The sequence below is a fragment of the Dyadobacter fermentans DSM 18053 genome, assembly GCF_000023125.1.
GTDB classification, from domain to species: Bacteria; Bacteroidota; Bacteroidia; order Cytophagales; family Spirosomataceae; genus Dyadobacter; species Dyadobacter fermentans.
In genome coordinates, this window is sequence record NC_013037.1 from 224,143 (window position 1) to 245,015 (window position 20,873).

General features: G+C 51.6%; 21 protein-coding genes. 13 read left to right on the forward strand and 8 right to left on the reverse strand.

The window, feature by feature from the left end; genetic code table 11:
* Window positions 1-24 precede the first annotated feature (24 nt).
* Window positions 25-411, reverse strand: a complete 387-nt coding sequence (gene apaG / locus DFER_RS00960; RefSeq protein WP_012779816.1) for a Co2+/Mg2+ efflux facilitator ApaG/CorD — start codon at window positions 409-411, stop codon at window positions 25-27.
* A gap of 152 nt (window positions 412-563) precedes the next feature.
* On the opposite strand from apaG, the gene ung reads away from it, so the two are divergent.
* Window positions 564-1,229, forward strand: a complete 666-nt coding sequence (ung, locus tag DFER_RS00965; protein ID WP_012779817.1) for a uracil-DNA glycosylase — start codon at window positions 564-566, stop codon at window positions 1,227-1,229.
* Between the two features lie 70 nt (window positions 1,230-1,299).
* On the opposite strand, the gene DFER_RS00970 is transcribed toward ung, so the two are convergent.
* Complete coding sequence (locus DFER_RS00970; RefSeq protein WP_229206140.1) at window positions 1,300-1,674, reverse strand: Dabb family protein; 375 nt, start codon at window positions 1,672-1,674, stop codon at window positions 1,300-1,302.
* A 471-nt stretch (window positions 1,675-2,145) separates the two neighbouring features.
* Here DFER_RS00970 and DFER_RS00980 point away from each other — a divergent pair, with 471 nt between their 5' ends.
* Window positions 2,146-3,075, forward strand: coding sequence for a zinc dependent phospholipase C family protein (locus DFER_RS00980; protein ID WP_143828621.1), 930 nt, complete (start codon window positions 2,146-2,148; stop codon window positions 3,073-3,075).
* A 69-nt stretch (window positions 3,076-3,144) separates the two neighbouring features.
* On the opposite strand, the gene DFER_RS00985 is transcribed toward DFER_RS00980, so the two are convergent.
* From DFER_RS00985 to ald, 3 genes are all read right to left on the reverse strand, one after another.
* Complete coding sequence (locus DFER_RS00985; protein ID WP_012779820.1) at window positions 3,145-3,663, reverse strand: DinB family protein; 519 nt, start codon at window positions 3,661-3,663, stop codon at window positions 3,145-3,147.
* Between the two features lie 69 nt (window positions 3,664-3,732).
* A complete protein-coding gene (locus DFER_RS00990; RefSeq protein WP_012779821.1) occupies window positions 3,733-5,505 on the reverse strand; it encodes a DEAD/DEAH box helicase in 1,773 nt (590 codons plus the stop codon).
* A gap of 445 nt (window positions 5,506-5,950) precedes the next feature.
* The gene (gene ald / locus DFER_RS00995; protein WP_012779822.1) at window positions 5,951-7,063 is read right to left on the reverse strand and encodes an alanine dehydrogenase; all 1,113 of its coding nucleotides are present in this window, start codon (window positions 7,061-7,063) and stop codon (window positions 5,951-5,953) included.
* Window positions 7,064-7,235: 172 nt separating this feature from the next.
* Between ald and DFER_RS01000 the strand changes: the two genes are divergently transcribed.
* The 9 genes from DFER_RS01000 (at window position 7,236) to DFER_RS30665 (ending at window position 14,835) form a co-directional block, all read left to right on the forward strand.
* On the forward strand, window positions 7,236-7,697 hold the full coding sequence (locus DFER_RS01000) for an Lrp/AsnC family transcriptional regulator (RefSeq protein WP_012779823.1): 462 nt from the start codon (window positions 7,236-7,238) through the stop codon (window positions 7,695-7,697).
* A gap of 64 nt (window positions 7,698-7,761) precedes the next feature.
* Window positions 7,762-8,784 carry an SPASM domain-containing protein gene (locus tag DFER_RS01005; RefSeq protein WP_012779824.1) on the forward strand — a complete coding sequence of 341 codons (1,023 nt, stop codon included), beginning with the start codon at window positions 7,762-7,764 and terminating at the stop codon, window positions 8,782-8,784.
* A 165-nt stretch (window positions 8,785-8,949) separates the two neighbouring features.
* Entirely contained in the window at window positions 8,950-9,738 is a 789-nt protein-coding gene (locus DFER_RS01010; RefSeq protein ID WP_012779825.1) for a ParA family protein, read from the forward strand.
* A gap of 21 nt (window positions 9,739-9,759) precedes the next feature.
* Window positions 9,760-10,677 carry a ParB/RepB/Spo0J family partition protein gene (locus DFER_RS01015; RefSeq protein ID WP_012779826.1) on the forward strand — a complete coding sequence of 306 codons (918 nt, stop codon included), beginning with the start codon at window positions 9,760-9,762 and terminating at the stop codon, window positions 10,675-10,677.
* Window positions 10,678-10,680: 3 nt separating this feature from the next.
* Complete coding sequence (locus DFER_RS01020) at window positions 10,681-11,376, forward strand: DUF5683 domain-containing protein (RefSeq protein ID WP_012779827.1); 696 nt, start codon at window positions 10,681-10,683, stop codon at window positions 11,374-11,376.
* Between the two features lie 35 nt (window positions 11,377-11,411).
* Window positions 11,412-12,125 carry a 4-hydroxy-tetrahydrodipicolinate reductase gene (gene dapB, locus DFER_RS01025; RefSeq protein ID WP_012779828.1) on the forward strand — a complete coding sequence of 238 codons (714 nt, stop codon included), beginning with the start codon at window positions 11,412-11,414 and terminating at the stop codon, window positions 12,123-12,125.
* A 24-nt stretch (window positions 12,126-12,149) separates the two neighbouring features.
* Window positions 12,150-13,286, forward strand: a complete 1,137-nt coding sequence (gene lepB / locus DFER_RS01030) for a signal peptidase I (protein ID WP_012779829.1) — start codon at window positions 12,150-12,152, stop codon at window positions 13,284-13,286.
* A 161-nt stretch (window positions 13,287-13,447) separates the two neighbouring features.
* Window positions 13,448-14,626: a signal peptidase I gene (gene lepB / locus DFER_RS01035; protein ID WP_012779830.1), complete on the forward strand. Its 1,179-nt coding sequence runs from the start codon at window positions 13,448-13,450 to the stop codon at window positions 14,624-14,626.
* A gap of 74 nt (window positions 14,627-14,700) precedes the next feature.
* On the forward strand, window positions 14,701-14,835 hold the full coding sequence (locus tag DFER_RS30665; RefSeq protein ID WP_262485293.1) for a hypothetical protein: 135 nt from the start codon (window positions 14,701-14,703) through the stop codon (window positions 14,833-14,835).
* 146 nt (window positions 14,836-14,981) lie between these two features.
* On the opposite strand, the gene DFER_RS01040 is transcribed toward DFER_RS30665, so the two are convergent.
* Window positions 14,982-16,805, reverse strand: coding sequence for an alpha-amylase family glycosyl hydrolase (locus DFER_RS01040; RefSeq protein WP_012779832.1), 1,824 nt, complete (start codon window positions 16,803-16,805; stop codon window positions 14,982-14,984).
* Window positions 16,806-16,912: 107 nt separating this feature from the next.
* Here DFER_RS01040 and dprA point away from each other — a divergent pair, with 107 nt between their 5' ends.
* Together dprA and DFER_RS01050 are read left to right on the forward strand one after the other, a co-directional pair.
* Window positions 16,913-18,031: a DNA-processing protein DprA gene (gene dprA / locus DFER_RS01045; protein WP_012779833.1), complete on the forward strand. Its 1,119-nt coding sequence runs from the start codon at window positions 16,913-16,915 to the stop codon at window positions 18,029-18,031.
* Window positions 18,032-18,035: 4 nt separating this feature from the next.
* Entirely contained in the window at window positions 18,036-18,665 is a 630-nt protein-coding gene (locus tag DFER_RS01050) for an AlbA family DNA-binding domain-containing protein (protein ID WP_012779834.1), read from the forward strand.
* Between the two features lie 56 nt (window positions 18,666-18,721).
* Here DFER_RS01050 and DFER_RS01055 read toward each other — a convergent pair whose 3' ends face one another.
* Both DFER_RS01055 and proS read right to left on the reverse strand, forming a co-directional pair.
* Window positions 18,722-19,150, reverse strand: coding sequence for an FKBP-type peptidyl-prolyl cis-trans isomerase (locus DFER_RS01055; RefSeq protein ID WP_012779835.1), 429 nt, complete (start codon window positions 19,148-19,150; stop codon window positions 18,722-18,724).
* 66 nt (window positions 19,151-19,216) lie between these two features.
* A complete protein-coding gene (gene proS / locus DFER_RS01060) occupies window positions 19,217-20,692 on the reverse strand; it encodes a proline--tRNA ligase (RefSeq protein WP_012779836.1) in 1,476 nt (491 codons plus the stop codon).
* Window positions 20,693-20,873: the final 181 nt, after the last annotated feature.

Genomic DNA, 20,873 nt, shown 5'->3' on the forward strand with positions numbered 1-20,873 from the left:
TTTAAGTTCGGCCGGGCCGACGATTTAGTTGAGGCGATAAGGCGCTACCAGCGAAAATGCGGGGATCACGACGCGGAACTGGCGGCCGTCGAGCACGCGCTCCATCAGGTAGGTGCCCGCCATTTTGCCCATATCGGTACGCAGGTTGCAGCCCGACACGTAATCATGCACATCGCCCGGTTCCAGCACGGGTTGCAGCCCTACAATGCCCGCGCCTTCCACTTCGCGTACGGTTCCGTTGGCGTCGTGGATCAGCCAGTGCCTTCTCAGCAGTTTAACGGTATGCTCGCTGTGGTTCTCGATCAGGATTTTGTAGGTAAACACAAAATGATCCTGACCCGGATTGGAGTAGTCGGGCTGATATTCCGTCAAAACGGTGACTTTGACACCATCTGTAACCTTGGAAACCATATAGATCGAGGGTGTTGTAAAAGTAATGGGACTATCGGAGCGGCGGTAAATATACCTGTTTGCACCTCACTTTTAACGAAAATAGTCATCAATTGCTGATAAAACCAAATCAAAAAAGACATAATTTGGTTTTCTAAAACAAATTCAACCGCATGGATGTAAAAATTGAGCAGTCGTGGAAAGAGCGGCTCGCGCCCGAGTTTGAAAAGCCCTATTTCGCGTCACTCACCGCTTTTGTGAGGGAAGAATACCAGACCAAACAGATATTTCCGCCCGCTAAGCAGATATTCAACGCCTTCAATTATTGCAGTTTCGATGAATGCAAAGTCGTAATCCTGGGGCAGGACCCTTACCACGGTCCCGGCCAGGCGCACGGCCTCTGTTTTTCGGTGAATGACGGTGTGCGCATGCCGCCTTCGCTGATCAATATCTTCAAGGAAATCCAGCAGGACCTCGGAAAGCCCTTCCCGCCATCGGGTAACCTCGAACGCTGGGCGAAGCAGGGCGTGCTGCTTTTGAATGCGACGCTCACGGTGCAGGCCGCCACGGCCGGCTCGCACCAGGGAAAAGGCTGGGAGCGATTTACGGACGCGGTGATCAAATGCGTGTCCGACGAGAAAAGCAACGTCGTGTTTATGCTTTGGGGCCGGTATGCGCAGGAAAAAGGCGCGGTAATCGCCGCTTCGAAGCATTTCGTGCTGAAAGCGAAGCACCCTTCGCCCATGTCGGCGAATGGCGGCGGCTGGTTCGGGACGAAGCATTTCAGTAAGGCAAACGAGTACCTGGAAAGCAAAGGCCTGGAACCGATCAACTGGTAACCGTGGAAATAAAAAGAGAGCCGGGATGCCCGGCTCTCTTTAAGATTTTCACTCCTATTACTATTATTAATTACTTCTCGATGTTGGAATTCATCTCCAGCACTTTGTCCCATTGGCCTTCGTTGGCTTTCACAAATGCTTGTCTGTCGGCATTTTGTGTGTACTCGCGGGCAGCGTCGCTGGTGCGGAATGTCAGGTAATGGATCACATCGAATTCCTCACCACTCTCGTCCGACTTCTGCACATGTCCGGCCGAGTAGGCCACCACATCTTTCACCGCTTTCTTCATCGTCGCAAAATCGCGGAGGTGTTTTTCAACTTCCTGTGTGCTGGTACCGGGCTTGAACTTGATGCAAACCACCCGCTGAATCTCGGCCGGTTTGTGCGGTACATAAGCGCCGTAAATGACCAGCATAAAAACGCAAAGCGCGAAAACGGGGACCAAATATCCTAATGTTTTATTTCTCTTCTTCATTATAGCAAAATCCATGAATGCAATGAACCATTTTTCTTGCTACAAATGTAAAACTTAAATCGATTATTGTATTATTTGGATAATAAATATAAATAATTTTGAAAAAATAATATTTGAGAAAAGAAACGATCCCTGGAAATCTACTTTCCGAAATAATATTCGGCGAATATTTTTTTGCATAATTTTTAAATGAGGCTTGCGCGTTGCTCACTGAATATCGCTTGTGGGTTTAAAAAGTCGCGCTAGTGAAAAATCAAGTGTCGCAAACCCGGCATTGTGTTACTTTTTTTGCAAATGACGTCTCAATAGGTGTAAAACAGCCGAAAACCACCTTCCGAATATTGTATGGCGCCATTCCATTCACCGCAGCGAAAAAAAACTGAAAAAAAGCGGATTTTTTTCATCTACGCACTGCATCTCAGTCTTATAGTCGCATTTATATTGCTTCAAACCGGTGCAAAACCGCGTTGGGGCTTCTGGGCGCACAAGCGGATCAACCGCCTGGCGGTATTCCGGCTGCCGATGGAAATGCAGGTTTTTTACAAAAAGCATATCGACTATCTGACCGAAAATGCCGTGAATCCGGACAAGCGGCGTTATGCCGTCGTGGGCGAGGCTGAGCGGCATTTTATCGACCTGGATGTGTACGGCGACAGCGCATTGGCAGTACTACCCAAACATTGGCAGGCGGCCGTGAATAAGGTGGGCGAGGACAGCCTTCGCAAACACGGCATTGTGCCGTGGCATGTGCAGATCGCCGCTTCGCAGCTAACGTCTGCATTCAGGGAAAAGAATGCGGCCCGCATTCTCCGCATGTCGGCGGACCTCGGCCATTACATTGCCGATGCCCACGTGCCGTTGCACACCACGCGCAACTATAATGGGCAGCTCACCGGCCAGGACGGCATTCACGGTTTCTGGGAATCGCGGCTGCCGGAGATTTATGCAGAACAATATGATATGTGGCTCGGCCCCGCCGCTTACCGTGAGGATATCGCCCACGACATTTGGCAGGCCGTCGAGGCCTCGCATTCGGGAAGTGATTCTGTGCTGGCTTTTGAAAAGCAACTTACGGAAGCATTCAAGCCGGACAAAAAGTACGCATTCGAATTGCGGAACAACATACTTACCCGCATGCATTCCCGCGACTTTTCCGAAAAGTACCACCGCGCGCTGGCCGGACAAGTGGAGCGGCGGATGCGGGCCTCGGTGCAAATGGTGGGGGATGTTTGGTATACCTGCTGGGTGAATGCCGGGCAGCCCGATCTCGGAACTTTGGTGAATGAAGAGATGGACGAAAAACAACAAGCCGCTGAGCAACAAGGTTGGTTGCAGCGGCTTTTGAAAGTCAGGCCGGAGTCGGAAGACTGAGCGGTGTTGGGATGTTGGGTAAGAGCCGGACGATTAGTTGGTTGATTAATCGCTGGATTAGCCGGTTGATTAATGTATGGAAATGAGCACTTTGGCTGTTACCAACAGTTGTCCTACGTGCCGCTGCGTGTGTTCGGCGGCGTGAAACAGCAGTCCCAAATGCGTGGAGGGCACCATCGCGCGGCCTACGTAGCGGATTTCGGTCAATGTTTCGGAATTCGTTGCGCGGAGTTGCTGCAATGCGGTTTCCAGCTGATTGCTGAACTGTTCCAGCAAATAATTGTAGGTGCAATCCACAAACGGTTCATTGCCTTCGGCTTTGAGAAACGCCATCTGGCTCTCGCTGAGCGACTCTTCGCGTGCGTAGGTGAACAGGCGGTCGAGCACGCCCGCGAGGTGCTGCAAATGGAAGCCCACCGAGGCAACGCCAGCCGGTTTTTCCCAGAGCAGTTTGGTAGGAAATGTGTTGGCAAAAATGCCAAGTTCCTCACGCGCCTGCAACAATGCATGCGCCACGGGTTGGAGCAGTGCGGGTATTTCGGGAAGCGGGCCGCGGAGCCACACTTCAAGTTGTTCTTTTTTTTGCATGGCTAAAAATAAACGAAAAAGGGACCTTTTTACAAGTCCCTTTTCGCACTAATCAATTGTTGTCAGAATTTATTTTGCAATGTCGATCTGCACCGGCTTGCCTTTGATGGTGTTGCCATCCATCGCACGCAATACCGCGCGTGCATCGCGCTCAGGTACGTCTACGAAAGTGAATTTGTCGTAAATGTCGATCGCACCGATGGTTTTGCCCGGAATGTTGGCTTCGCCGGCAATAGCACCCACGATGTCTTTCGGCATGATGTGGTCTTTACGGCCCAAGCTCAGGAACAAGCGGGTCATACCAGCTTCGGGGGCCGACTGACGGCGCTCTCCGCGGTCACCACCTCTGTCGCCACGCTCGCCACGCGGTGCATAACGGTCGCCTCCGCGGTCACTGCCGAAACGGCTTCCGCCTTCGCGACGATCACCGAAACGGCCGCCTTCACGACGTTCGCCACGACCGAAGCGGTCGTTACCGCCTTCGCGACGTTCGCTGCGACGCTCTTCCCATGCGAGGTTGCTGTCGGAGTATTCGTTTTTCTGAACGCCCATGATCTGCTTCGCCATTGCGCCTACGATTTGCTCGGTTGAGAAACCGCTGTGGTGCAGCATTTCAAGTACGTCGTTGTACAGTTCTTCGTCGTTGCTTTCTTTGATGGAGTTTGAAATATTCTCCACAAAACGTGCCTTACGAACACCTACGATATCTTCGAATGAAGGAATTACCCCTTTCTCGATTTTAACCTTGGTATAGCTTTCAATGGATTTCAGACGGTATTTTTCGTCACGGGCAACGAGTGAGAACGCCTTACCCGACATTCCCGCACGCCCCGTACGGCCGATCCGGTGTACGTAATATTCTTCGTCCATCGGAATGTCGTAGTTGATCACGCCATCCAGTCCGCTTACGTCGATACCGCGTGCTGCAACGTCAGTAGCAACCAGGATAGTAGTAACACCCGCCTTGAATTTGCTCATAACATTGCTGCGCTGCTGCTGGCGGAGGTCTCCGTGGATACCTTCCGAAGCGTAACCACGCAATTGCAGGTCTTCCACAATCTCGTCCACCTTGCGTTTGGTATTACAAAAAACCAGCAGGGACTTAATGTGGTGCATATCGATCAGCCGGGTCATTACTTCGACTTTCGCCTGTGGTTTTACTTCAAAGTAAACCTGCTCGATATTCTGGTTGGTCAGCTCGTTGCGAACTACCTTAATTAAGGTAGGGTCGTTCAAAAAGCGCTTGGTGATCGACATGATCGGCTTCGACATGGTTGCCGAGAAAAGGATCGTCTGGCGATCTTCCGGCATGTCGGCCAGGATGCTCTCGATGTCCTCACGGAAGCCCATATCGAGCATTTCGTCAGCCTCATCGAGTACCATCATGCGTACTTCGTCGAATTTCAGGGTGCGGCGCTCCATGTGGTCCATTACACGGCCCGGAGTTCCTACAACGATGTGTACACCTTTTTTCAGGGAGCGGATCTGACGGTCGATCGAGTCACCACCGTAGATGGCTTCGATGCGCACGCCACGCATAAATTTGGACAGACGGCCGAGTTCTTCCGAAACCTGCACCGCGAGTTCGCGGGTAGGGCAGAGGATCAGGGCTTGTACTGCATTACTGGATGTATCTATTCTTTCCAGCACGGGAATACCGAATGCCGCAGTTTTACCGGTACCGGTTTGAGCCTGACCAATTACGTCAGAGCCCTGCAAAACTGCCGGGATTCCCTGTGCCTGTATCGGTGAGGGTTTTTCAAAACCCATTTCTTGCAAGGCTTTCAGGATGTTTTCGTTGAGTCCAAGCTCTTCGAAAGTTTGAAAAGTTTCAGTAGTCATTCTATTGCTTTTAGTATTAATTCTTGAATTGAACGGATGTTCCGGTTTGAGGGGCGATGATGGCTGAAAACAGCACAATGATCCTGCGGGACAAGCCCAACACATGCATCAGTCCCGATGAAATCGGACCACATCACCGGCATTCCGGTTTTACTCGTAAAAAATTGAAAGGGATTGCGACAAAGCCCACCACTAACCATCCGTGGGGCTCTGCGTGTGAACGGTAGGTCCAGCCGGGACAAATTTTGAGGCTGGCAGGTGATCTATAATGTACTAGACCGTTTATGAGCAGAGAAGCGAACGGATGTTCCTTCAAATTGTGACGCAAAAGTAAGAACAATATTTTGTAATCGCAATGCTTTTTGAAAAGTAATTGTAATATTTCTAGAAAACGAAAACCCGGCGCGTTAAAAACGGCCGGGTTTATCCAGTCAGGTTTGCTGATTCAGAATAATTCTTTGACGTCCGTATAAGGCAAATGCCATGCTTCGGCAACACCTTTAAATACTACTTTTCCGTGAACGACATTCAATCCCCTGCGCAGCTCCTCGTTGGTGGAGCAAGCCTGCTTCCAGCCCTGGTTGGCCAGTTGCAGGGCATAGGGGAGGGTAGCGTTGGTTAATGCGAGGGTGGAGGTGTAAGGTACCGCGCCCGGCATGTTGGCCACGCAATAATGTACGACGCCGTCCACTTCGTAGATCGGATCTTCGTGTGTGGTTGCTTTGGATGTTTCGAAGCAGCCGCCCTGGTCGATCGCCACGTCCACCATCACGGTGCCGGGCTTCATGAGTTTGAGCATGTCGCGGGTAATAAGCGACGGGGCTTTCGCGCCAGGAATCAATACGCCGCCGATGATCAGGTTGGCGCCCTGGATGAGCTCGCGGATATTGTATTCGTTGGACATCACCGTGTCCACATTCGCGGGCATAATGTCTTCCAGGTAGCGCAGCCGGGGCAGGCTGATATCCATAATCGTTACATTCGCTCCCAGTCCTGCGGCCATCTTCGCCGATTGCGTTCCTACAATGCCGCCGCCGAGCACCAGCACATTGGCCGGTTTCACGCCTGCCACGCCGCCGAGCAGGATACCAAAGCCGCCCATCGGTTTTTCAAGGTATTTGGCACCTTCCTGGATTGCCATTCGGCCGGCTACTTCGCTCATCGGAACGAGTAATGGAAGGCTTCTGTCTGTTTTTTCGACGGTTTCGTAGGCGAGGCAAACTGCTTTGCGCTCGATCATCGCGTGGGTGAGGGGCTCGGAGGACGCGAAGTGGAAGTAGGTGAACAGGAGCTGGTTTTCTTTAATTAGTGGGTATTCACTCGCAATGGGCTCTTTTACCTTTATAATCATTTCGGCAATGCCGTAAACTTCTTCGATGGTGGGGAGAATGCTCGCTCCGGCTTGCGCATACTGTTCGTCGGTAAATCCGCTGCCTTTGCCCGCTTCCGCCTGCACGTACACTGTGTGTCCGTGCTTACGCAGCTCTGTGACTCCTGCGGGCGTTAAAGCTACCCGGTTCTCGTTGTTCTTGATTTCTTTGGGGACGCCAATGGTCATCGGTATGTGCAGTGTTTTAGTTTAGATTAATGAGGACAAAAGTAATTTCAGGCAGAAAAACATACTATAATGGCTCAAAAAGACAGAAAAGAAAACTATTTTTGATCTGATCTGTAAGAAAAATTTCTGCCGGTAACGCTTACAATCGGCATACAACCACAAAAAATACTTTATGCAGCCCGACCAGACCGACCGCAAGATTCTGGATTTACTACAAAACAATGCCCAGATGACGATCAAGGAGATCGCGAGCAAGATCAACTTGTCGGTCACGCCGGTGCATGAGCGCATCCGGAAGCTTGAAAAAGAGGGGTTTATCGATAAATATGTATGCTTGCTGAACCGGCGGAAATTGGGGAAAAGCCTCGTCGTGTATTGCAATGTAACGCTCGATAAGCAGCGGAAAGAGAGCTTCGAGGACTTCAACCAGGCCATTGTGCAAATGCCCGAAGTGCTGGAATGCTCGGTTGTTTCGGGCAACTTCGATTACATGCTGAAAGTGGTCGTCGAGGACGGCGAGGCGTACAATCAGTTTTACCAGCATAAACTTTCTGCCCTGTCGAGCGTGTTACACATCAGCAGTTATTTCGTAATTTCCGAGATCAAGTACACCACCGGAATCGCTGTTTTATAATTCACAACGATATTTGAACTGATCATCAGGCCCGTAGGCCCGCTGATCGTTGAATGCCCAGCATATGAACAAGAATTTTAAGGATGGCCTGAACCTGATGTCGAAAGTGACGCCGAAGCGTGCCTGGAACGCAATGCAGATATTGGGGAGCTATTTTTATTCCAAAATGACGGGTAACCCGGTGCATTGGGGAATGCCGATCGCAATTTCTTTCGAACCGACCACTTCCTGCAACCTCCGCTGCCCCGAATGCCCCAGCGGCCTCCGATCCTTCACAAGGCCGACGGGGATGATGGAGGAAAAGTTGTATAAAAGAACCATCGACGAGCTCGGCAATACCTTATTGTATCTCATATTCTACTTCCAGGGCGAGCCCTACCTGCATCCGAAATTCTTCGAACTGGTAAAATATGCCAGTGCCAAGGGCATTTACACGGCTACTTCCACCAATGCGCATTACCTCACCGACGAGAAAGCGCGTAAAACCGTGGAATCCGGCCTGGATCGCCTCATTATTTCCATTGACGGCACCACGCAGGACGTGTACCAGCAATACCGCGTCGGCGGGAACCTGGAAAAAGTGCTGGAAGGAACGCGCAACATTATTAAATGGAAGAAGGAATTGAAATCGGCGACGCCGCATGTGATCTTCCAGTTCCTCGTCGTGAAACCGAACGAGCACCAGATCGAGGACGTGAAAAAGCTGGCCGAGGAAATGGGTGTGGATGAAGTAGGTTTGAAAACGGCGCAGATTTACGATTATGAAGAAGGCTCCGACCTCATCCCTACCATTGAAAAGTACTCCCGCTACCAGGCACAGGCCGACGGCAAATATTCGATCAAAAACAAATTCGTGGACCACTGCTGGAAAATGTGGCATTCGTGCGTGATCACGTGGGACGGTGCCGTGGTGCCCTGCTGCTTCGATAAAGACGCCGAGTACAAGCTGGGCGACATGAAAACTTCGACCTTCCGCCAACTTTGGAAAGGCAAGAAGTACCGCGACTTCCGCGCTTCGTTGATCCGATCTCGTTCAGAGATAGAGATGTGCAAGAACTGTACGGAAGGCACGCAGGTGTGGGCGTGAAACATTTTGCCGATTTTTCGTACAATTTATTTTTAATTAAATAATAATATCATTTAAAACACTGATAGTAAGTTAGTTTGAGGTTTTCTTGAAAACTCCGTGGAACATTTTTTGGTGAATTGCCCCGAATAATAGAAATTTGACATTGGTAACTCAAATGAATACATGGGCAAAGTAATTGCAATTGCAAACCAAAAGGGAGGCGTAGGGAAAACCACCACTGCTATTAACCTTGCGGCCAGTTTGGCCGCGCTAGAATTCCGCACACTCATCATCGACGCCGATCCACAGGCCAATTCAACCTCAGGGCTTGGTTTCAACCCGCAGGAGATGGAAAACAGCATTTACGAATGCATGGTGGAGCAGGCGAAGACATCCGAAATTATCCTGCAAACCGATTTCCCGAACCTGAACCTGCTGCCGTCGCATATCGACCTGGTGGGTGCGGAGATCGAGATGATTAACCTTAAAAACAGGGAGCATAGAATGAAGGACGCCATCGCCGAAGTGCGCGATGATTACGACTTCATCATCATCGACTGCTCACCATCATTAGGCCTTATCACAATCAACAGCCTTACCGCCGCCGACTCGGTGATCATTCCCGTGCAATGCGAGTATTTTGCATTGGAGGGATTGGGTAAGTTGCTCAATACCATTACCATCATTCAGTCGCGACTGAATACGAACCTGATCATCGAGGGCATCCTGCTCACGATGTACGACCTCCGCCTGCGTCTGTCCAACCAGGTGGTGACCGAGGTTACCAACCACTTCGAATCTCTTGTTTTCAATACCATTATACCTCGTAACGTACGTATCAGTGAGGCGCCTAGCTTCGGGATTCCTGTGATGGCGCAGGATTCGGACAGCAAAGGGGCCGTCAGCTATCTGAACCTTGCAAGAGAGATTCTCAGTAAAAACGGTTTGCTCTCGTCCGACAGGGTGAACTGATAACGATACTACGAACAGGCAATGGACAACAGCAGCAAGACGAAAAAAATGACCGGATTGGGAAGGGGATTGGGCGCTCTTCTGCAAGATTCTGAAAAAATCAACACGCCCAGGACGAGTACGCGCATGGCGCCCGCGGAGGTGATCGGTTCGATGAACGAGATCCACGTGAGCCAGATCGAGGCGAACCCGTACCAGCCGCGGACGAAGTTTGACCAGGAATCGCTAGAAGAACTGGCGGATTCCATTCGCGTGCAGGGTATTATTCAGCCCATTACCGTGCGCCAGCTTTCGGAGGACTCGTACCAGCTCATTTCGGGTGAGCGCCGCTTGCAGGCGTCCCGTTCGCTGGGGATGACAACCATACCTGCGTACATCCGCACGGCCAACGATCAGCAAATGCTGGAAATGGCGCTCATCGAGAACATCCAGCGCGAAAACCTGAATGCGATCGAGATTGCATTGAGCTACCAGCGGCTGATCCTCGAATGCAGCCTTAAACAGGAAGAACTCGGCGCGCGCGTGGGCAAAAACCGCACGACCGTCAATAACTATATCCGTTTGCTCAAACTGCCGCCGGTAATCCAGGCCGCATTGCGCGACGACAAGATCAGTATGGGCCACGCCCGCGCATTGATCACGATCAACAGCGACCAGAGCCAGCTCAAAATTTTTAACCAGATCATCGAAGAAGGATGGTCGGTGCGGAAAGTGGAGGACGAGGTGCGGAAGCTCGGAATGGTGAGCAATATCCCTATCGAGTCGAAAAAGCAGCCGACAATTAATCAGGAAATAAAGTCGTTACAGTTCCAGCTTTCGTCCTACTTCGGGGCGAAGGTGTCCGTGAAAGCCAACGAGCAGCACAAGGGTGAAATTAAGATCCCTTTTGGCTCTCAGGACGAACTGAAAAAGATTTTAGAAACACTGAAATTCAAATAAACGTTGAAAAACTGGGTATTGTTAGGGTTGATTTTGCTGGTATCGGGTCGGATTGCAGCACAGACAGAGGGTAAAAAAGACAGTCTGAAAATTGAAAATTTGCCGTCCGTTCCGCTGGACAGCGCTACTCTGGCCCAGGCCGACACGTTAAAAAACGTTAAAAAGAAGTGGATGCCGGTGCCGAAAACGGCCACCCGGCTGGCCCTGATCCCCGGCGCGGGGCAGCTGTACAACCGGGATTACTGGAAGGCGCCTATCGTGTACCTCGCATTCGGGGGAGGGCTTTACACCTATTATCTGAACACGATCAAGTATAACGACTTTCTGAGCGCTTACAAGTCGTTTTACATTCTGGACAAAAACAGTCCGGATTACGGTAACAAGAAGAAGGAGCTGCAAAGCGCCGATGCCCGGGTGCCGGTGCGGGTCCGTAACCTGCTGAATACGAGCAGCGAATATGTGGATGCGACGGAAGACCAGATTATCCGCCAAAAGAACTACTGGCGCCGGAACCGTGGCTTTGCCCTTATTGTAACAGGGCTTATTTACACGCTGTCGATCATTGAAGCCAACGTAGCGGCGCATTTGAAGACATTTGACCTTTCGGACGACCTCACATTGAACGTGAGCCCGAAGCTGAACCAGCCGTCGATGACCACCCCGACACCTGGCGTGCGGCTGGTTTTTAACATTAAATAATACAAACAGAGTACTGATTTTCAAATAACTGATTAATGAGAATACTATTACTGGGGTACGGCAAGATGGGAAAAACGATCGAACAGATCGCCCTGGACAGGGGACACTCGATCGTAGGTAAAATTGATGTACAAAACCGCGCCGATATGGACAAGCTCCAAACTGCCGACGTGGACGTGGCCATCGAATTCAGCTCGCCGGAATCCGCATTTGAGAATATCACTTATTGCCTTAAAAAAGGCTGGCCGATCGTTTGCGGCACTACCGGCTGGCTCGACCACCGCACCGAAGTGGAAGCACTTTGCAAGGCGCAGTCGGGATCGTTTTTCTACGCATCCAATTACAGCATCGGCGTAAACCTGTTTTTCCGGCTGAACCGCATGCTTGCAAGGCTCATGAATGGCCATGAATACCAAAGCTCGATGACCGAGGTGCACCATATCCACAAGCTGGATGCGCCCAGCGGCACGGCGATCACGCTTGCAGAAGGCATTATCGAGGAAATCGGGAACATCGACGGCTGGAAGCTGGCGCCGGAAAATGAGGAAGGATACCTGCAAATCCTGGCCGAACGCCGCGGGGAAGTGCCCGGCACGCACATCGTGCGCTACGAATCGGAAGTGGATACGATTGAAATATCCCACACGGCCCATAACCGCCAGGGATTTGCGCTGGGCGCCGTGGTGGCAGCCGAATGGCTTCCAGGTAAATTCGGGGTGTTCGGAATGAACGACCTCCTCAAAATTTAAAGCATTATAACTATCAATCATCGCATGGCTGTTAATAGAGAATTGACTTCCAGTTCAGTTGAATCCAAAAAGAGAAAGTCACCGGCGCGGGAGTGGTTCGACTCCATTTTGTTTGCGGTAGTGGCCGCTACACTCATCCGCTGGCTGTTTTTCGAAGCATTTACCATCCCTACACCGTCGATGGAGAACAGCCTGCTTGTGGGAGACTTCCTGTTTGTGAGCAAGCTGCATTACGGTACGCGGACGCCGAAAACGCCGTTGCAGGTGCCATTGACGCACCAGACCATCTGGGGAACCAATATTCCTTCTTACACCAGCCTGATCCAGCTGCCGCAATACCGGCTGCCGGGTTTCAGCGAAGTAAAGCGCGGCGATGTGGTGGTATTCAACTACCCGCCCGAAATGCAGCATCCGGTGGATTTGAAAACCAATTATATCAAACGTTGCGTAGGTATTCCGGGCGATAAAGTGGAAGTGCGTGACTTGCAGGTGTATAACAATGGTCAGCCAATGGAAAACCCTCCAAGAATGGAGAACGAGTACTTCGTGGCTACTACCACCGCCGTAAACGAGGAAAAAGTGTTCCGCGAGAATGGTATTTCGGAGTTCAACTCCTTTACCGACGGCGAAAACGATACAATCCGAGGCAATGAGCAAATGGGTTACCTCGTGTTTACAACCGAAGAAATTGCGGCAAAGCTCAAAACCTATGATTTTGTCAAAAGCATCACGCTCGTGAAAACGGATAACGGCATCAGCGAACCGATGCTTTACCCGAATTCGTCGCTGTTTAAATGGAACCGCGACAACTACGGACCGATTACCGTGCCCAAAAAAGGGATGACCGTGCAGCTTACACCTGAGAACATCGCGACCTACGGACCGGTGATCAAAAGCTACGAGGACAATGACGACGTGACGATCGAAGAAAATGCGATCAAAGTCGGCGGAAAGGCCATTACTTCCTACACATTCAAGCAGGATTACTATTTTATGATGGGCGATAACCGCCACAATTCGGCCGACTCGCGCTACTGGGGCTTCGTACCCATGGACCACATCGTGGGCAAGGCGGTATTCGTGTGGATGTCTATCGATCCCAACCCGACCAGCTTCTTCAACAAAATCCGTTGGAGCCGCATTTTCCGGGTGATCAACTAGCAGAAAACAGCTATCAGCATTAGGGGAGGGCCGCGAGGCTCCTCCCTTTATTTTTGTGATGTATATATAAATAAATGCTATATAATGGTTGTTGGTTTATTAAAATTGATGGTATATTGCGTTCACTTGAATCCTCTGAGCTTTTAATTGAACGAAGCACCATGCCACTTACTGAACCCATATCCAAGCCCGCCACTGCCCCGCGTAAAAAGTCGGCTATCCGCGAATGGATTGATTCGGTACTATTTGCCGTAATCGCCGCCACGCTGATCCGCTGGCTGTTTTTCAGCGCATTTGTGATCCCGACGCCGTCGATGGAGAACAGTTTGCTCGTGGGCGACTACCTGTTTGTGAGCAGGCTACATTACGGCACCACCACGCCCGTCACACCATTGCAGGTGCCTCTCACGCACCAGACGATCTGGGGAACGAACATTCCGTCGTATCTCGACTGGATTCAACTCCCTCAATACCGCCTGCCGGGCTTCACCGATGTGAAAAACGGTGATGTGGTCGTATTTTATCTGCCGGTGGAACACCCCGATATGTATCAGAAATACAGCCGTGTGCTCCCCGACCTGCACCCGCATCCCATAGACTTGCGTTCGAACTACATTAAGCGCTGCGTAGGTATTCCGGGGGATAAGCTAGAAGTGCGCCGCGGGGAGGTGTACGTGAATGGCCAGGCACAGACGTCACCCCCGCGTATGCAGAATGAGTATTTTGTTTCCGTCAAAACAGCTGTGAATGAGGAAAATGTGTTTCGAAAGAATGGAATCGTAGATTTCTCGCAGTTCACGGAGACATTCGGCGACAGCATTGCCACTAACGATGAATTTGGATATGTGGTTAAAACAACGGCCGACCTCGCAGAAAAGCTGAGAGGCTACGACTTCGTCAACCGCGTCGAGCCGGTGTTTATGGAGCAAGGCCTGAAAGAGCCATTTCTATTCCCAGAAAACAACGCAACCAACTGGAACAAGGATAACTACGGCCCGATAGTGGTGCCGAAAGCGGGTATGACAGTTCAGTTAAGTGAAATCAACATCGCCCAGTACGGCGACATCATCACGAGCTACGAAGGCAACGAAAACGTCGCGATCGAGAATGGCAAGATCAGCATTGACAGGAAACCGGTCACGAGCTACACGTTCAAGCAAGATTACTACTTCATGATGGGCGACAACCGCCACGATTCCGCCGACTCGCGCTACTGGGGCTTCGTTCCCAAGGACCACATCGTCGGAAAAGCCGTTTTCGTATGGATGTCCATCGACCCCAACCCGACTAGCTTCTTAAAAAAAATCCGCTGGGACCGAATTTTCAGGATGATTAATTGATGGAGCAAGAAGCAGAACGGAAGAAAGAGTCAGGAATAGAAGAATGAGTAATGTGGGAATGGACCAAGCAAGAAATGTCCAAAGAACATGGCCCGGAGGGCGATCCTGTTTATAGCAACTCAGGCACGACCCACGTTTCGGCTCCTTCGGAGCCTCCTAATCACAGCGCAGGAGGCCCCGAAGGGGCCAGCCGCCAGATCGGCGTTTGATTGCTATAAACAGGGTGCCACTCCGTGGCTTTTTGTCCCTACTTCCATTTATTGCCTTCGTCTATTACTCTCTCTCAATGCCTTCGTTCATCCATCGCTTGCTCCCTTCCTCGATTCCGCTCTCGCTCCATTCGACCCTTCCCCCGCTACTCTTCCTGCGAGAAGATCAGCGCTGAATATGGGGGAATTTGTAATTCGCCCCATTGTTCGTAGATGTCCATTTCGCCTTCGCTGGTTTCGATGTCGAATACGCCCAGGTGAGAGAAGTCGGCGTCGTAGTGTTCGTTGTCGGTGTTGAGGCGGAGGTGCCATTTACCGGGCCGCGGGAAGCCGATTTTGTAATCGGAGAAAGTTTCGGTGGAGAAGTTGAATACCACTACCACGCTATCTTTCGGACCGCCTTCTGCCCAGCGGTGCATTACCACCACCTTTTTCTCATTGTCCTGGCGGACGATCTCCGTGTTTTGGCCTTGCAAGCCGCGCGTCACGCCGAACCAGTTGCGGCGGATATGGATCATATCGCGGTGCAATGCAGCGAATCCGCTGAATTTTTCGAGACGTGACCAGTCGATCGGGTCGCTGTCCGAGAACCATTTGTCTTCCAGCAGCGGCTGGCCCTGGAAAATCATCGGGATGCCGGGAGAGGTGAGCACCAGCGCTACGCCCAACGCCGCGCGTTTTTTGGAATACCAGTTGTCCACATCGCCGTCGGCAATCTCTTCGGCCACGCGCGCCTGGCCATTCGCTACTTCGTCGTGCGATTCGGTGTAGATAATGCGTTGGAACGAGTCGTTGTTGTAGCGGCTTGTGATCGCGGATACCACGCCTTCCATGTCGCGGTCTTCGTCGTTGGCGGTGATGATTGCGTCGCGGATCGTGTGCACGAATTTCGCATCCCATTGCGACCCATACCCAAGCCCGCCATCTTCCACGCGGCTGGTGATAAAATCCAGCGAATGCATATCCTCGGCGATCGTAATGCAGTTGGCGCAGCTGTCGCGGATGTCCTTATTGATCCATTGCATAAGCGAAATGCCCTCGGGGATATCGTCGCCGGGATTGCCATTCGCTTTCACATTGCGGATGTAAGGCACCATATCCATGCGGAGGCCGTCGATGCGGTAGTCGCGGAGCCACATTAATGCATTGTCGTGAATGTACTGGCGCACTTCGCCGCGACCGTAGTCGGGGCGGGTGTTGCCCCAGGGGGTTTCGGAGCGCCAGTCGTTGTAAAAGTAGATACCGCCGCCATCGTTCTCATGCCAGCCGTCGAACTGCCACAGGTCGAGGTCGGAGGGGCCGAAATGGTTGTACACCACGTCGAGGATCACCGCGATGCCGGCCTCGTGGGCCGCTTTCACGAATGCTTTCAGGCCATCGGGACCGCCGTAGTCGGACTCTATCGCGAACGGGTTGGAGGGGTTGTAGCCCCACGACTTATCGCCCGGGAACTCCGAGCACGGCATGAGCTCAACAGCATTGAAACCCATGTCTTTCAGGTACGGGATGCGTTCGATAGCGGTGTAGAATGTGCCGACCTGACCTTCCTCCGTAACATTGAAAGTGCCCACATGCATTTCATAAATGACCAGTTCATGCCAGCCGGGCATTTGGAAGGACACATCCTGCCAGTCAAAAGACTCGTGATTGTAAACCACGCAATTGCCTGCGGAATTGGTTACTTTAAGCGCGTACGGATCGTTGCGTTGCAGCTCTCCGGCGGGTGTTTTGAGGAAAAATTTGTATTCATCTCCTTCTTTTGAATTTTCGACTAGTGCGCCCCACACTCCGTTCTCTTCGGGTTGCAGCGGGTTGGCGGACGAATCCCAGTCGTTGAAACTTCCTATGACCGAAACGCTTTCTGCGTGCGGCGCCCACACCCGGTAATAAACTCCGTCGGGGTGGCAGGTTGCGCCCATGCCTTCATAGTGTTGCTCGGTTTCGGCTACATCGGTTTCGAGGTTTTCCATATTTGGTTTTCAGATAATTGTTTATTTTTGAAATATGCTGCTGACGTATATTCGCAAAATGCATGCCAGCATTTTCAGCTATTTCAACTCAACCAACACACTATATTATGCACGTATCTTCCGACGCAGAGAAAATCTGCATCCTAGCGCTTATGCACACGCCCGGAATCGGGGCGGTGACGATCCGGCAACTGATCAGCTACTGCGGCAGCGCGTCCCAGGTTTTCGAGTCCGACTATCGGAAACTCATCAAAATCCCCGGCATCGGTGACAAGATCGTGAAGGCGATTTTGAACAAATCCACATTGGAATATGCTGAAAAAGAGGTGGTACAATGCCAGAAGACAGCCACCCAGCTGCTTTTCTTCACCGATCCCGACTATCCTGCAAGGCTCCGGCCGCTTTACGACGCCCCGATCGCATTGTATGCAAAAGGCAATACAAACTTCAACTGGCCGCGCACGGTGGGCATTGTGGGTACCCGCAAAATCAGTGAATATGGCAAGGCCGTTACAGAGCAAATCATCCGCGACCTGGTGCCTTACCAGCCCCTCGTGGTGAGCGGACTGGCTTATGGTGTGGATATCACTGCACACCGGCATTGCATCCGGAACAACCTCGCCACACTCGGCGTGATGGCGAGCGGTGCGGATGTGATCTATCCGGCGGTGCATCAGCGCACAGCTGCCGACATGCAGGCCAACGGCGGCATCGTCACGGAGAATGCGCTGGGTACGAAACCTGATTTTATGAGATTTCCCGCGCGCAACCGAATTATTGCCGGGCTCAGTGATGTTACCATCGTAGTGGAATCGGGGCGGACGGGCGGGAGCCTGATCACGGTCGAATTTGCGCAGAACTACCACCGGGAGGTTTTCGCCGTGCCGGGGATGATTAACGAGCCGCAGTCGGAAGGGTGTAATTATCTGATCCGGGACAACAAGGCAGCGATATTCACGTCGGTGACCGATATGGCGGAGGCATTGGGCTGGACAGCCGGCATGCCCGAATCAGTTCCGGCCGAGGCGCAGCCGGTCAGTTTTGAGGGTTTTACGCAGGACGAAGGGCAGGTGCTGGCATTACTGAAACAGCACGGACCGACGCAGATCGACGAGCTGGCCTGGCAAACGGGCATCCATCTGAATCGCCTCGCGTCGCTGCTCCTGAACCTCGAATTCCAGGGAATGGTCCGCTCGATGCCGGGCAAGAAATACGGGTTGATTTAAATGCATGACTAAAAGTATTATTCAATTAGTGAAAGAAGGGGAGAGCCTTACGACCGAGTTCAAACGGACGGTCGACAGCCCTTTTAAAATTGCCAAAACCATTGTGTCATTTGCCAATACCTCCGGCGGTGAACTGCTCATCGGCGTGGCCGACCACGGCGCGATCATGGGTGTGCAATCCGAACTGCGGGAGCTGCAAAAGCTGGAAAAGGCGCTTGTCAAGCTGATCGAGCCCGAACTGGTGGTGCAGATCAAGACGGAAAACCTGGATGGCAAGAAGGTGTTGCGGGTGAGCGTAGCCGAAAGCGCGGACAAGCCGCATCATGCGCTGAACGAGAAAGGGGAGCGGATCATTTATATCCGTGTAAAAGACAAAAGCATGCCCATTCCGAGGCTATTGCTGTATAACGGTGCCGACGTCGAAACGGAGAAGCTGCTGGCCACGCGCCATGTGAAAACATTGATCACCTACCTGAAAGAAACGGATTCGATTACTGCCAAAGCATTTTCCAAAATTATCAACATTTCCGAAAAGCGGGCCGAGCGCATGTTGCAGGACCTGGCCGCGAGGCAGATTTTGCTGAAACTCTCGAAAGGTAAGCCGGAAAGTTTCAGCCTGAAATGGACGGAATAAAAATGCGGCTTGCGTCGGTTTCCCGCTGCAAGCCGCATGACCGACTTTATCGATAATTAGTTGATACCTACCAATTCGAGTTCGAAAATCAGGTCCTGGCCAGCCAATGGGTGGTTTGCGTCCAGTACCACGTAAGTTTCGGTAACTTCTCTTACGACTACCGGGATCACCTGGCCGCCGTCCTGGTGCATGTTCAGGGTGCCGCCGATTTCCAGGGGAATATCGGCAGGGATTTGCGCACGGTCGAAACGGATCACCATTTCGTCGTTCACAGGGCCGTAAGCTTCGGCATTTGGAATGTTAATGGTCTTTTTATCGCCCACTTCCATGCCGGTCACGCCATCGTCGAATCCTTTGATAACCTGTCCGCTTCCAAGCGTGAAGCTCAAAGGCTCACGTCCCTCGGAGGAATCAAAAAGTTGTCCGTCCGGCAGGGTACCTTTGTAATGTACCTGCACTTTGTCACCAGCCTTTGCTTGACTCATAGTTTTTATTGATTTGGTTGAAAAAAGCATTCGCGAAGCAACCTTCACGAATGCGGGAATTGTAAATTAGTATGCCCGGGCGAACACCACGCGTCCTTTGGACGGCTTGCCCGAGTAGATGCAAACGCCTTCTTCGGCTTCCTGGTTCAAAGGAATGCAGCGGATGGTCGCTTTGGTTTCCTCCTTGATTTTCTCTTCCGTTTCGGAAGTGCCGTCCCAGTGGGCGAGGACGAAGCCGCCTTTGGTATCGAGGATATTGTTAAATTCTTCAAAGGAATCGACCTTGTAGGTATTCTCTTCGCGGAATGTCAGCGCTTTTTTGTAAATGGACTCCTGAATGTCGTTCAGCAGGTTTTGAACATAAGCGGCGATGCCTGCCACTGAAACCGTTTCCTTCGTTTTGGTATCACGGCGGGCTACTTCCACCGTGCCGTTTTCGAGGTCGCGGCCGCCCATGGCCAATCTTACGGGAACACCTTTCAGTTCATATTCCGCAAATTTGAAACCCGGCTTCGCATTGTCGCTGCTGTCGTATTTCACGCTGATGCCCAGTTTTTTGAGGTCTTTCGTGATTTCCGCCACTTTTTCGGAGATCTGCGCGAGCTGTTCGTCGTTGCGGTAAATCGGCACGATCACCACCTGGATCGGCGCCAGTTTGGGAGGTAAAACAAGCCCTGCGTCATCGGAATGCGCCATAATGAGCGCGCCCATCAGGCGGGTGCTCACGCCCCATGAAGTTCCCCAAACGTAGTCCAGCTTGCCCTCTTTGTCCTGGAACTTCACATCGAACGCATTCGCGAAGTTCTGACCTAAGAAGTGGGAAGTACCCGCCTGCAATGCTTTTCCGTCCTGCATCATGGCTTCGATGCAGTAGGTATCTTCGGCACCGGCAAACCGTTCGTTCGCTGTTTTCACGCCTTTGATAACCGGTACGGCCATCCATTCTTCGGCGAACTGCGCGTATACTTCCAGCATTTGTTTGGTTTCGGCAATCGCTTCCTGTGCAGTGGCGTGCGCGGTGTGGCCTTCCTGCCAGAGGAACTCGGCCGTACGCAGGAACAGGCGCGTTCGCATTTCCCAGCGCACCACGTTGGCCCACTGGTTAATGAGCAGGGGGAGGTCGCGGTACGACTGAATCCAGTTTTTATAAGTGCTCCATATCACCGTTTCCGACGTCGGGCGCACGATCAGTTCTTCTTCCAGTTTCGCATCCGGGTCCACGATCACGCCTTTGCCATCGGGATCGTTTTTGAGGCGATAATGCGTCACAACCGCGCATTCCTTGGCAAATCCTTCCACGTGTGAAGCCTCCTTGCTCAGGTACGATTTCGGGATGAAAAGCGGGAAATAGGCATTGGTGTGGCCGGTTTCCTTGAACATGTCATCCAGCGCGCGCTGCATTTTTTCCCAGATCGAATAACCGTACGGCTTGATCACCATACAACCCCGGACGGGCGAGTTTTCGGCCAGATCGGCGCGTTTCACTAATTCATTGTACCATTCGGAGTAGTTTTCACTTCGTGTTGGTAAGGCTTTACTCATTTTACTTTGTATTATTTTGGAATTGAAATGGAGTATTACGGTAATCCGGACCTGTTTTTCAGGGGAGTTGCAAAGATAGTTTTTTATGTTAACTTTGGAATTAATGTATAGTTACGGACGTTTGCTTCATAGTAGGAATGCGTTTTTTACATATATTAGCAACAAACTTTTAAATCCTTAA